12 protein-coding genes are annotated in these 12990 nt (G+C 69.4%); 8 read left to right on the forward strand and 4 right to left on the reverse strand.

The genetic code is table 11. From position 1 onward, the window contains the following. Positions 1-17: 17 nt before the first annotated feature. Positions 18-341, reverse strand: a complete 324-nt coding sequence (locus NO345_RS12980) for a hypothetical protein (protein ID WP_256299839.1) — start codon at positions 339-341, stop codon at positions 18-20. Positions 342-454: 113 nt separating this feature from the next. Between NO345_RS12980 and NO345_RS12985 the strand changes: the two genes are divergently transcribed. The 3 genes from NO345_RS12985 (at position 455) to NO345_RS12995 (ending at position 4790) form a co-directional block, all read left to right on the forward strand. Further along, positions 455-2929, forward strand: coding sequence for a DNA topoisomerase VI subunit B (locus tag NO345_RS12985; protein WP_256299841.1), 2475 nt, complete (start codon positions 455-457; stop codon positions 2927-2929). A gap of 1 nt (position 2930) precedes the next feature. After that, the gene (locus tag NO345_RS12990; protein ID WP_256299843.1) at positions 2931-4022 is read left to right on the forward strand and encodes a DNA topoisomerase IV subunit A; all 1092 of its coding nucleotides are present in this window, start codon (positions 2931-2933) and stop codon (positions 4020-4022) included. Positions 4023-4097: 75 nt separating this feature from the next. Beyond that, positions 4098-4790, forward strand: a complete 693-nt coding sequence (locus tag NO345_RS12995; RefSeq protein WP_256299845.1) for a hypothetical protein — start codon at positions 4098-4100, stop codon at positions 4788-4790. Here NO345_RS12995 and NO345_RS13000 read toward each other — a convergent pair. The 3 genes from NO345_RS13000 to ligA all read right to left on the reverse strand — a co-directional run bounded on the left by NO345_RS13000 (position 4775) and on the right by ligA (position 7900). Next, positions 4775-5554 (reverse strand): MBL fold metallo-hydrolase, encoded by a 780-nt coding sequence (locus NO345_RS13000; RefSeq protein WP_256299847.1) that lies wholly within the window; start codon positions 5552-5554, stop codon positions 4775-4777. The genes NO345_RS12995 and NO345_RS13000 overlap by 16 nt on opposite strands. 81 nt (positions 5555-5635) lie before the next feature. Beyond that, positions 5636-6154, reverse strand: a complete 519-nt coding sequence (locus NO345_RS13005) for a hypothetical protein (protein ID WP_256299849.1) — start codon at positions 6152-6154, stop codon at positions 5636-5638. Between the two features lie 93 nt (positions 6155-6247). Continuing rightward, complete coding sequence (gene ligA, locus NO345_RS13010) at positions 6248-7900, reverse strand: ATP-dependent DNA ligase LigA (RefSeq protein ID WP_256299851.1); 1653 nt, start codon at positions 7898-7900, stop codon at positions 6248-6250. A gap of 232 nt (positions 7901-8132) precedes the next feature. Here ligA and NO345_RS13015 point away from each other — a divergent pair, with 232 nt between their 5' ends. The 5 genes from NO345_RS13015 (at position 8133) to NO345_RS13035 (ending at position 12976) form a co-directional block, all read left to right on the forward strand. Further along, complete coding sequence (locus NO345_RS13015; protein WP_256299852.1) at positions 8133-9695, forward strand: glutamate-cysteine ligase family protein; 1563 nt, start codon at positions 8133-8135, stop codon at positions 9693-9695. 29 nt (positions 9696-9724) lie between these two features. Beyond that, positions 9725-10717, forward strand: coding sequence for a 2-phospho-L-lactate transferase (gene cofD / locus NO345_RS13020; protein WP_256299854.1), 993 nt, complete (start codon positions 9725-9727; stop codon positions 10715-10717). Next, complete coding sequence (locus NO345_RS13025; protein WP_256299856.1) at positions 10717-11457, forward strand: tRNA-dihydrouridine synthase; 741 nt, start codon at positions 10717-10719, stop codon at positions 11455-11457. Before cofD ends, NO345_RS13025 begins: the two co-directional genes overlap by 1 nt. 68 nt (positions 11458-11525) lie before the next feature. Further along, positions 11526-12362: a triphosphoribosyl-dephospho-CoA synthase gene (locus NO345_RS13030; protein WP_256299858.1), complete on the forward strand. Its 837-nt coding sequence runs from the start codon at positions 11526-11528 to the stop codon at positions 12360-12362. Further along, complete coding sequence (locus NO345_RS13035) at positions 12359-12976, forward strand: DUF447 domain-containing protein (RefSeq protein ID WP_256299860.1); 618 nt, start codon at positions 12359-12361, stop codon at positions 12974-12976. Before NO345_RS13030 ends, NO345_RS13035 begins: the two co-directional genes overlap by 4 nt. Positions 12977-12990: the final 14 nt, after the last annotated feature.

Genomic DNA, 12990 nt, shown 5'->3' on the forward strand with positions numbered 1-12990 from the left:
GCCCGGTTCCCGACCACTCAGCGATGACCGGCGGTGTCAGCGGTATGGTCGAGCACCCACCGATAGGAGCCGAGCGAGGCGAGCATGACACCTCCACCGGCGAGCAGCAGGGACATCGGGACGGGCTGGTTCGACGACAGCAGGTAGCCGGTGAGTGCGACGAGCACCAGCGCGTTGGCCTCGCAGACGGCGACGCCGGCCGAGAGCCACGGCCGGGCGTCTCCGAACGCGCCGCGCTGGAAGACCAGCATCGTCGTCCGCGTGGCCACGACCAGTGCGACGAGGGACACGCCAGTCAGCAGGACCGCGTAGCCGGGGTCACCCGCCGCGCCGACGACCATCTCTTGTGCGATTGATACGATGGGTCCCGTTTTGACTCTGCTGGCCGTCGCCTTCACTTTCACTCCGCCAGCGTACCCCTTTTAACCTCGGCCGCGGAAAGGGGGAGTACAGAATGACGTCCTTCCAGCAGACACTCGGCGAGGAGGGGGGCATCGCCGAGGAGTTGGCCGAGAGCCAGCGGGCCATCTCCATCGCCGAGTTCTTCGAGAAGAACAAGCAGATGCTCGGGTTCGACTCCGAGGCCCGGGCGCTCGTCACGGCCGTCAAGGAGGCCGTCGACAACGCGCTGGACGCCACGGAGGAGGCCCGCATCCGGCCGAACATCTCGGTCGAGATAACGGAGTCGGGCGACTACTACCGGCTCGCCGTCGAGGACAACGGTCCCGGCATCACGAAGGAGCAGATCCCGAAGATCTTCGGGAAGCTGCTGTACGGCAGCCGGTTCCACGCACGCGAGCAGTCCCGCGGCCAGCAGGGTATCGGTATCTCCGCTGCGGTGCTCTACTCCCAGCTGACCAGCGGCAAGCCGGCGAAGATCACCTCACGGACGAAGGGGGCAGACACCGTGATGGAGTTCGAGATCGTCATCGACACCGACGACAACGAGCCGGAGATCCGCGAGGAGCGCGAGCTCACACCGGGCGAGTCCGACCTCGGCGACACACACGGGACACGCATCGAACTGGAGATGGCGGCGAACATGCGCGCCCGCCAGCAGCTCCAGGACTACATCAAGCACACGGCGGTCGTCAACCCGCACGCGACCATCTCCTTCTCGGAGCCGACCGAGGAGTTCGTCGCCAAGGCCGACTACGACGCCGACCTCCCGGAGGAGACCGAGGAGATCCGCCCGCACCCACACGGCGTCGAGCTCGGGAACGTGCTCAAGATGCTGAAGGCGACCGACTCCCACTCCGTCTCGGGCTTTCTCCAGACCGAGTTCACCCGCGTCGGGCGCAAGACCGCCGACAACATCGTCGACGCCTTCCGCGACCGACACTACGGTCGCGAGATGGCGTGGTCGCTGCCGGCCGACGACGCCGTGGTCGCGGCGGTCACCGAGGCGGTGAACAACAAGCCCGCCGAGGCCGTCGCGGCGTTCGCAGACCGGGTCGTCGCCGCACTCGACGACCGGGCGACGGAGGGACGCGTGGCCCATCACCAGGTCGCCGCGGCTGTCGAGGCCGCCGCCGAGGCGGTCGAGGCCGAGGCCCGGTTCGGCTCCACAGTACGCGAGAACGTCGTCGAGGGCGTCTGGACGGCCATCACGGGCTACGGGCTCACACCGGAGGAGACGGCCGAGGACGACGAGGGCGACGACATCGCGCGCATCCGGGACGACGTTCGGGCACACGCCGACGCCGCCACCTCCGTCCAGAAGGACGACGCGGTCGTCGTCGCGTTCGCCGACCGACTCGCCGCGAAGTTCGTCCCCGACGACGCCGACGGCCGCCGGAACCGACTCCACCGCGACACCGTCCGCGACTTCGTCGACCGCGCCGCGGACATGACCGAGGAGCGCGAGGACGCGACCTTCGGCGACACCGCCCGGGAGAACGTCGTCGACGAGCTCTGGGACACGATGATGACGGTGCCGGACGATCCGCCGAAGGTCCGCGCCCTCGCGGACGACCGTGCCGGCGTCGGCGACCTCGTCGCGGCGATGCGCCAGACCGACATCATCGCACCGCCGACTTCCTGTCTCTCGCCCATCTCGGCCGAGCTCGTGGAGGCCGGCCTCCGCAAGGAGTTCGACGCGGAGTTCTACTCGGCCGCGACCCGCGACGCCGAGGTCACCGCGGGCGACCCGTTCGTCGTGGAGGCGGGCATCGCCTACGGCGGCGACATCGAGGCCGACGGACAGGCCCAGTTGCTCCGGTACGCGAACCGCGTCCCCCTCGTCTACAAGCGGGGCGGCTGTGCCATCACGCAGGTCATCCAGGACATCGGCTGGCGGAACTACAACCTCGACCAGCCGGGCGGCCGCGGCGTGCCGAACGGACCCGTCGTCATCATGGTCCACGTCGCCTCGACGAACGTCCCCTTCACCAGCGAGTCGAAGGACGCCGTCGCCTCGGTGCCCGAGATCGAGGACGAGATAGAGCTGGCCGTGCGGGAGGCCGCACGCGAGCTGAAGTCGTACCTGAAGAAGCAGCGCTCGATGCGGAAACGCCAGCAGAAACAGAACGTCCTCGCGGACATCCTGCCCCGGATGGCGACGAAGGTCGCCGAGGTGACCGGCCGGCCGGAGCCGAACTACGACGACGCGCTGGCCCGCATCATGAACAACGTCCTCGTCGAACGCGAGACCGAGGAGAACGGCGACAGCCAGACGGTCAAGGTCCGCGTCGAGAACAACGCCTCGACGAAGGAGTCGCCCGAACTGACGGACATCGTCACCGCCGAACCCTCGGACCTCACCGACGGCGCGACCGTCGTCGAGATGGACGGCGAGTGGTTCGTCAAGTGGCAGCCCGAGGTGTCCTCGGGCGACGAGGCCGTCCTCGAGTACACCGTCGGCAGCGACGCAACGTTCGACCTCTCCGTCAGCGGGGTCGAGGGACCGAAACTCACCGTGACCAACTGATATGAGCACCGACACAGACGCAGACGCACGACAGCAACTCATCGACCTCGCCGCCGAGTTCTACGACCAGTTCGAGGACGGGCAGGTGCCGACGATGACCCTGCCGACCCGGACGAAGTCGAACATCGAATACGACGAGGAGAGCGACGTCTGGGTGTACGGCGACCGCACCTCGACGCGCTCGGCCAACTCCGTCCGGGGGGCACGCAAGCTCCTGAAGGCCATCTACACCATCGAGTTCCTCTCGCGCCAGCTCGACGAGGACCGCTCGTCCACCCTGCGTGAGCTGTACTACCTCTCGGAGTCGTGGGACGCCGAGGAGGCGCAGTTCAACGGGCAGGACGAGTCGAACAAGCTCGTCGAGGACTTAGAGATCGTCAGCGAGGTCAAGCGCGAGGACTTCCACATGCGCCCGGAGGAGTCGGGTGCGACGCTCATCGGGCCGCTCGAACTCATCGAGCAGACCCGTCGTGGCGAGCGCCAGATCCACTGTCAGGAGGACGTGGGCGAGGGCGGCTACCAGATCCCCAACAACCCGGACACCATCGAGTTCACCGACCACGACATCGACTTCGTGCTGTGTGTGGAGACCGGTGGTATGCGGGACCGGCTCGTCGAGAACGGCTTCGACACGGACTACAACTGCCTCGTCGTCCACCTGAAGGGGCAGCCCGCCCGGGCAACCCGACGCATCACGAAGCGGCTCCACGACGAGCTGGACCTCCCGGTGCTGGTGTTCACCGACGGCGACCCGTGGTCGTACCGCATCTTCGGCTCGGTGGCGTACGGCTCGATCAAGTCCGCACACCTCTCGAAGTACCTCGCGACGCCCGAGGCGCGCTACGTCGGCATCCGGCCCGAGGACATCGTGGAGTACGACCTGCCGACGGACCCGCTCGCCGACTCGGACGTGAACGCGCTGGAGTCCGAACTGGACGACCCCCGGTTCCAGGACGAGTTCTGGACCGAGCAGATCGAGCTCCAGCTCGACATCGGGAAGAAGGCTGAACAGCAGGCGCTGGCGGCGAACGGTCTCGACTTCGTCACCGACACGTACCTGCCCGAGCGCCTGACCGAGATGGGCGTCCTCTAGCGGGGCCGACACCCGGCGGGAGCCACGGCGGTTTTTCCTCGGAATCGTTATATCGACCCGTATCGTGTAGCTCGCATGGTACGAACCACCGCACTGCTCGTCGTGCTCACGGTACTCCTCGCCGGCTGTGTCGGCGGGGGCGTGGGCGTGGACTCGACACCGACCGCGACACCGACCAACAGCGGTGATGGCGGCGGCGGGGGCGGTAGTGGCGGTGGGGGAGGCGGCGGCAGCGGCGGTGACCTCGAACCGGGAAGCTGGAACGTCCTCGAGTTCGACCAGCCCGCGACGTACACCTACGACATCTTCGTCGAGGGTGAAGGCGAGGGCTCGCTCGTCTGGGACGTCCAGGAGGTCGACGGCGACTCCATCACCGTCCGGACGGTGTACGAAGTCGGCGAGGAGCGGTACGAGTCGACCGTGACCGGGACGAAGGAGACCGTCCAGTCACAGCTCTACGCGAACCCCGCGGGTATCCTGCTGCTGACGACGATGTTCACGCCCTCGGCCTGGTACGGCGGTCAGGAGCTCGAAGTGGGGTCGGGCTGGTCCTACCAGACACAGGAGGGCTCGGCGAGCTTCGAGGTGACCGGCGTGGAGACGTACGCCGGCGTCGACTGCTTCTACTCGGAGATGATAGTCGACGGCACGACGCTGCACGAGGGCTGTTTCTCGCCGGACCTCGGGCTGGCACCGTACACCGCGTACTACAACGAGGACGGGAGCCTGTCGATGTCGATGGAGCTCGTCAGCTACGAGCGGAACTGATTCCTCCGACCCGACTTCTCGTCCAGGACGACCGGAACGCCGCGTCCGGCCACGTCGGCCGCGAATGCGCCCGAATCCGTCGTGAGGATGTCGATGGTGTTGTAGTGGACCGGCAGGACCAGGTCCGGGTCCATGCGCTCGGCCAGGTCGGCGGCCTCGTGGCGGTCGCTGACGACGGTGCCACCGATGTTCGCGAGGAACAGCGACACGTCGAGCTCCGCGAAGCCGTCGAGCGCGTCGGAGTCGCCCGGCCAGAACACGGTCACGTCGCCGACCGAGAGCAGGAACCCACAGCCGAACCCCGGGGGATGGGTGACCGACCCGTCGGCGTCGGCACGCGGACCGTCCGGGTCGTTGTACGCGGCGACCGTCCAGCAGTCCACACCGGCAGCCGAGAGGTGGTCCTCGTCGGTGACGCGGACGATCTCGTAGGGCAGTTCGTCCACCGGCGTCACGTCCCGGTCGATGTTCGCGGCATCGACGCCCTCGTAGACGACGACGGTCGCCTCCTGGCTCGCGACGCGCTGGATGGCGTCCGTGTCGTAGTGGTGGTCGTGGGTGACACAGACGAGGTCGCCGTCCTTCGGGTAGTCGTTCTGCGGAGCCGGATGCGGCAGGTCCGAATCACCCGGCGAAGTCCACTCCCCGGAGAGGACGCCGTAGCGGCCGGGGTCGAGGTAGACGACGGTGCCGTCCGACGCTTCGAGGCGGGTGGTCGCGTAGCCGAGCCAGTCGACGAGCAGGCCGTCGTGACGGATGGTCATGGCTGGGCGTTGGACCGGGGCGGGCAAAACGGCGGCGGATACGGTCGAGCGCGCGACGGCCAATCGTCGTGGGACACGGCGTCAGTCGACGGTGGTCCACGAGTGCCTGGTGTCCTGGTCGACGACCTCGTACACCTCGTCGTCGAGACCACCGAGGGTCGTGTCGAACGCCCGCCGACAGATGTCGGCAGCGAGGCAGGCGTCCGCCGAGGGGACGGGTTCGTCGAAGCGAACCGCGATGCCGGTGGTGCCGTCGAGCTCGACGACCAGTCGCTGTTCGTCGGCGACCGTCCGGATCACCTCGCGCACCGCGTCATCGACGTCGCGGGCGTAGTGGGTCCCCATGACGTAGTCGTAGCGCCCCTCCTCGCCGTCGTAGATCTGGACCCGGTAGTGGTCGGAGAGCATCGGCCGGCCGAGGTGTGCGTCGAACAGCTTCGCGAGCCGGGTCCGGTACTCGTCGACGGTCGCCACACCGCGTGCCTCGTCCTCGAGGAAGTCCCAGACGACGGCGGGCTGGACGTCGAGTTCCTCGGCACGGTCGCGGACCCACTCGGGTTTCTCGTCGCCGATGTCGTCCGGCGGTGTGCCGATGTCCATACAGCCACGAAGGGAGACCGATTGACAAAAGCGTATTTGCCGAACCGGCGGTCGGCCGACCCGACACGTGTCGAACCCGGGAAATACAGGGTGTCACTGCGATTCGGCGAGCCGTTCCAGTCGCTCCAGCGAATCCGCGTCCGAGGGGGCCTTGTCCTCGCGGACGCCGACGAAGCGCGGGAACCGGAGCGCGTAGCCGGACTCGTACGTCGGCGAGGCCTGGATCTCCTCGTAGCCGACCTCGAAGACGACCGCCGGCTCGAACGTCACGTCGCGGCCGGACTCCGTGGTGACGTGCCGTTCCAGCCGCTCGGTCAGCTCCGCCAGCTCCTCGTCGGTGACGCCGGTCGCGACCTTGCCGACCGGCAGGTGGTCGTCGCCGTCGCGTACCGCGATGTGGAACGTCCCGAACAGGTTCGCACGCCGGCCTTCCCCCCACTCGCCTCCGACGACGACGCAGTCGAGGGTCTCCACGTCTGGTTTACGCTTCAGCCAGTTCTTCCCGCGCTTGCCCGGCGAGTACGTCGAGTCGGGGTCCTTCAGCATGATGCCCTCGTGGCCCGCGGCCAGCGCGTCCGCCTCGTGGGCGGCCACGGCGTCGGCGTCGTCGGTGACGAGCAGTTCCTCGACCCCGGCGTCGATGGTCTCGCGGAGCCGCTCGTGGCGCTCGACGAGCGGCGTGTCGAGGAGGTCCTCGCCCCCAGCGTGCAGGCAGTCGAACGCCCGGAGCTCGACGGTGACCGCCTCGCGAGCCTGGGCGACGTCGTGCTTCCGGCGGAACCGTCGGAGCACCTGCTGGAACGGCAGGGGCTCGCCGTCGTCGTCGACCGCGACCACCTCGCCGTCGAGGATCGCCGGCGCGTCGCAGCGCGCGCCGACGAACTCGACGACCTCGGGCAGCGCGTCGGTCACGTCCTCCATGTTCCGGGAGTAGACCGCGACCGCATCGCCGTCCCAGTGGACCTGCACGCGAGCGCCGTCGAACTTCGTCTCGACCGCGGCCGCATCCCAGTCCGCCAGCGCGTCGCTCGCGGTGCCGGCCTGTGCGAGCATCGGCTGGACGGGACGGCCCACCGCGAGGTCCATCGCGGTCACGCCCGCCTCGCCCTCGTCTCTGGCCGTCTCCGCGACGAGCCCGTAGTCGTTCGACACCTGGAGGGCGCGCTCGACGGCGTCGACGGGCACGTCGAACGCGTCCGCGATGGCGTCCCGGACGGTCCCCTCGCCGACGCCGATGCGCATCTCCGCGAGGACGAGCCGCGCGAGGTACCGGCCCTCGGTGGGCTCGCTCTCGTTGAACAGCCCGAACAGCCGGTCGACCTTCGCGCCCTCGCTGCCCGACCCCGCCGTGGCCGCGAGCGCGACGAGGTCCTCGTACACCGACCCGACCGTGCGTTCCTCGCCGCCCTCAGCGCCTCCGAACGCGCCCAGTCCGGTCTGGCCACCGAACTCGTACGCCTCCGCGACGGCCCCGATCTCGCCGACCTCGGCGACGCGGGCCTCCACGTCGTCGGCATCGACGTTCGGCCCCGCCGCCCGGGCGATGGCCGTATAGCAGATGCTCGGCCCGACGTCCAGCTTGCGCTCGTCCCACGCCGGGAACACGCGACCCTGGACGAACCGCGCGACGACGGCGAGGTCGTCCCCGGCCGCCGCGAACAGGTCGCTGGCGAGCGCGACCGTCTCGAGGTCCGCCGGCTCCGACTCGATTGCCGCCAGCCGCTCGGCGAACGACGCGAACTTCATCGAGCGAGCGTACCGGTGACGACGGGATAAACGGGTCGGATTCCGACGGCGCGAGCCGCCAGGGTTCAAGTACGGAGCCGGACCCAACGTCGACGTGCCCGACCGAACGGCCCCGAGGGGGAGCGCGGGTGTGCGACACGACCCCCCGGGCGTGGTCAGTGTCGCCTGTTCGCAACCGACCCCAACCTGCTGACCCACGGGTTTTTAGAACACACCCGTCCGACTGTGCCCCATGACCGACGACGACCTCGCCGAGCGTGTCGAGTCGGCGTTGTCCGTCGACCGCGAGGCGTTCCAGGCCCGTGTCGACGACGACGTAGATGTGCTGAAGGAGGAGCTGGCGGCGGGGACGTTCGACAACCCCCAGGCCATCCTCGGTCTGGAGTACGAGTTCTACGCCGTCTCGGAGCCCGACGCCGAGCGACAGGGGACCGCCGGCGAGTACCCACTCCGTCGCGTGCCGCGCCGGCTGCTCGAGTTCATCGGTTTCGAGAAGGAACTCGGCCTCCACAACGCCGAGATGACGACGAGCCCGCAGCCGTTCAACGGACACGGCCTGCTCGCCCAGGAGCACGAGGTACTGGCGAGACTGGAGACCGCCCTCGACTGCACCAGCTCCGAGGGGATGCGGCTCGTCAGCGACGGCATGTGGACCATCCCGCCCGAGGGCGAGTCGGCGAGGCAGTACCTCACCGACAGCGTCGAGGACCGTGGCGTCCGTATCGCGACGAACATGAGCGACTCGGCGCGCTACCACGCGATGGCGAACACCGACCGGGCGACGAGCGCGGGGATGCGCCTCGACGCGCCGAACGTCGACCTGCAGGCCGACACGGTGCTGCCGGAGAGCCTCATCACCTCCATCCAGCCGCACTACCAGGTGTCCCACGCCGCCGACCTCCCGACGTTCTTCCGGTACGCGCTCCGGGTCGCCGGTCCGCTGCTCGCGCTCGGCGTCAACTCACCGTTCTTCCCGCCGGAGCTGTACGACGACGCGGCCGACGCCGAGACCATCCTCGACGACGCGTGGATGGAGCACCGCATCAGCGTGTTCGAGACGGTGCTCAACGCCGCCGCCGACACCGCCGGCAAGGTCCGGTTCCCGCGGGACTTCGAGACGGTCGAGGAGGCGGTCGACCGGATCGCGGAGGACGACACGTTCGTCCCGCTCGAGGTCGAACAGACCAACCGCTTCGACGACCGGTTCGCGCACTTCCGGACCAAACACGGGACCTACTGGCGGTGGGTCCGTCCAGTGTTCGGCGGGCCGACGCGCTCGGCCGCCAACGCCCGCATCGAGTTCCGCCCCATCCCAGCCCAGCCGACGGTCCGCGACAGCCTCGCGTTCCAGGCGGCCTTCGCCGGGCTGATGGAGGCGCTGCCGAAGCTCGAACACCCCGTCGCGGACCTCGACTGGGAGCTCGCCCACGACAACTTCTACCGGGCGATGCGCGACGGGCTCGACGCCGACTTCACCTGGATCACCAACGACGGCAAGCAGGTGACCGACACGGTGAGCATCTACGAGGACATCCTCGACCACGCCGAGCAGGGGCTGAAGAACCGCGGTCTGAGCGACGACGACACGGCGACGTTCCTCTACCCCCTCCGCGTTCGCGTCCGTCAGCAGACGACGCCTGCGGGCTGGAAGCACGACCGGGTCCGCGAGCTGGTCGACGGCGGCGACCCCCTCGACGAGGCGGTGTACACCGCCCAGCGGGAGTACATCGAGGCCCAGCGCGGGACGCTGCTCTCGGGCAGCTTCGCGGACTGGCTCCGGGAAGGCCGGAACTGATTATAGTCCCGACGCTGAACGCTTCGTCCATGGTGACGTTCCTCTCCGGTGGCACCGGAACACCGAAACTGCTAGACGGTGCCGCTGCTGCGTTCTCCCCCGACGACACGACGGTCATCGCGAACACCGGAGACGACATCGAACTCGGCGGACTGCTCATCTGTCCCGACGTCGACACGCTGATCTTCCAGGGCGGCGGGCTCCTCGACCGCGAGCGGTGGTGGGGTATCGAGGGCGACACGACCCGGACCCACGACGCACTCTACGACATCGCCAACGCGGTCGGTCTGGAGGGTGGGCCGCGGTACCTCCCCGACGAACGCCAGACCGAGGGCCGGGAGATCGCCCGCTGGCGACGGTTCTCCGGCGTCGCGGAGTTCATGGAGATCGGGGACCGGGACCGGGCGGTCCACGTGACACGCACGAGCCTGCTCGACCGCGGTGAGACCCTCGCCGAGGTGACCGAACGGCTGGCCGCGGGCTTCGGGCTGACGATCGACCTGCTGCCGATGACGAACGACCCGGTCGCCAGCCTCATCCACACGCCCGAGGGGATGATGCACTTCCAGGAGTTCTGGGTGGCACACGGCGGCGAACCGACCGTCGAGAACGTCGAGTTCCGCGGCTCCTCGAGGGCCGAGCCCGCGCCGGGTGTGCTCGACGCGCTCGACGACACGGTCGTCATCGGGCCGTCGAACCCGGTGACGAGCATCGGCCCGATGCTCTCGATTCCGGGCTTCGGAGCCGCGCTCAACGACACGACGGTCGTCGCCGTCTCGCCGTTCCTCGGCGACGAGGCGTTCTCCGGGCCGGCGGCGAAGCTGATGGAAGCCGTCAACGCCGACCCGAGCACGGAGGGACTGGCCACGGCGTATCCGTTCGCGGACGCGTTCGTCGTCGACGAGGGCGACGACGCCGAGTTCGCCAAACCGGTCGAACGGACCGACATCCGCATCGACGACCGCACGGACGCAGGGCGGGTCTGCAAGGCGGTGGCCCGAGCCATCGAGGCCGTCGAGTGATGTTCGAACCACGCGTCGCCCTCGCGAGCCTCAGCGGCGAGGCAGACGCGACGTGGGCCCGTGCTGGCAGCGAGTACGCCGGGATGGCGTTCCTCGGCGGTATCGCGCTCGACCCGGCGAGCCGCGAGGCCGCCCGCGAGCTCGTCGCCAGGGAGCGTTCGGAGTTCCTCCCCGACGACCCGCTCGCGTTCGTCGACGCCCAGCTATCGGCACTCGACGACGCGCCCATCCACGCCGGGTTCAACGTCCGGAGCGCGACCGTCGGACCGATCCGCGACGCAGCAGACATCTGCGCCGACCACGACGCCGTCGTCGAGGTGAACGCCCACTGCCGGCAGGACGAGCTGTGTGCGGTCGGCTGTGGCGAGTCGCTGCTCCGCGACACCGACCGGCTCGCCGACTACGTGGCGACGGCTGCCGAGAGCGGTGCGACCGTGTCGGTGAAGCTCCGGACCGAGGTCGAGGGTGTCGACCTCGTCGAGACCGCTCGCAGGGTCGAGGCCGCGGGTACCGACGTGCTGCACGTGGACGCGATGGACTCCGAGGAGATGGTCGCGGCGGTCGTCGACGCGACCGATTGCTTCGTCGTCGCGAACAACGGCGTCCGCGACCGCGAGACGGTCCGCGAGTACCTCGGGTACGGTGCCGACGCGGTCAGCGTGGGTCGCCCGAGCGACGACCCGCGGGTGCTCGAACGGGTCCGCGACGCGACCGTCGAGTGGTTCGCATCACCGGCCTGACGTCGCGGCCCGTCACTCCTTTCTCCGGTGGCGCGGCCTTCATACCTGCCCGGGTCGAACGCCCGGACATGCGGACAGCACAGCACGCCCAACTCGCCCTGCTGCTCGAGGTCGCCGGCACGCCGAAGCCGGGGAACGTCGACCGACACCGCGACTTCGACGACCTGCGGTTCGAGCACTTCCTCGCCGGGGCGGTGGGTGCGTGCGACGGACTCGAGGCGGCCGCAGCGGGGGAGCCGGTCGGGGCGTCGTTCGACACCGCGGTCGAGGGGATGAGCCAGCAGCGCGGCGGCAACGCGCAGTTCGGTGCGTTGCTACTGCTCGTCCCGCTCGTCCGGGCGGCGGCGACGTGGGGACTCACGCCGGACGACGCGGCGGCCGTCGTGGAGGCGACCACCGTCGAAGATGCCGCTGGGTTCTACCGGGCGTTCGAGCACGTCGACGTCTTCGTCGACGAACCACCAGCCGACGCCGAGGGCCTCGACGTGCGGCGCGGCACGGACGCGATCCCGGCACTGCGTGAGCGCGAGCTGACGCTCTCCGACGTGATGGCGCTGAGTGCACCCGAGGACGGCGTGGCGGCGGAGTGGACCGACGGCTTCCCGCGGACGTTCGGGGCCGCCGAGACGGTCAGCGACGGTGACGGACCGGTACCCGACAGGGTCGCGGCGGCGTTCCTCGAACTGCTCGCGGAGGAACCGGATACGATGGTGGCGAAACAGCACGGCGACGAGGTGGCCGAGTCCGTTCGAGCGCGTGCGGCGGCGCTCCGCCACGCCGACCGTGACGAACTCGAGGCGTTCGCCGACGAGCTGGTCGCCCGCGGCGTGAACCCGGGGACCACGGCCGACATCGCGGCAGCCGCGACGTTCGTCGCGCTGGAGCGTGACGGGGTGGTCCCGTGAGCGACGGTGACCCGACCGCGACCGACGGTGACGACGGCTGGCCCGTCGCCCTCCGCGGAGTAACCGAGTCGGTCGTCGCGACGCGCGGCCCGAACGGTCGCTGGAACGTGGCCGCACTGGGGCTGCACGCCGGCGACCCGGTGACGGCCCGCACGTGGGGCCGGACCCGGACCCGACTGAACTTCGACCGGCGAGGTGGCGGTGTCGTGCAGTTCACCCGCGACCCCGTCGACTTCACACGCGCGGCGCTCGACGTGTACGAACGGGAGGAGCCGGTGCTCGACAGCTCGCAGGCGTGGGCCCGTGTCGAGGCCGAACACGTCACGACCGGCGACGATGGGGACACGGAGTGGGCCGAGTGGCAACTGCATCCAGTCGAGTCGGCCGTCACGTCCCGGCCCGTCGAGCCGGTCACCCGGGCGTTCGGCGCGGTAATCGAGGCGACGGTCGCCGCCTCGCGTCTCGACGTGCCGGGCTACGACGAGACGACGCTCCGCCAGCGGCTCTCGTACTTCGAGGCCGTGGTCGAGCGCTGTGGCGGCCAGCGCGAGCGTGAGGCGATGGCGCTCATCGGCTCGCTGACGGACTGGAAGACGGAGAACGAATCATTTTAGGGGGCGAACGAGGA

The organism is Haloarchaeobius salinus (assembly GCF_024464185.1).
Taxonomy (GTDB): domain Archaea; phylum Halobacteriota; class Halobacteria; order Halobacteriales; family Natrialbaceae; genus Haloarchaeobius; species Haloarchaeobius salinus.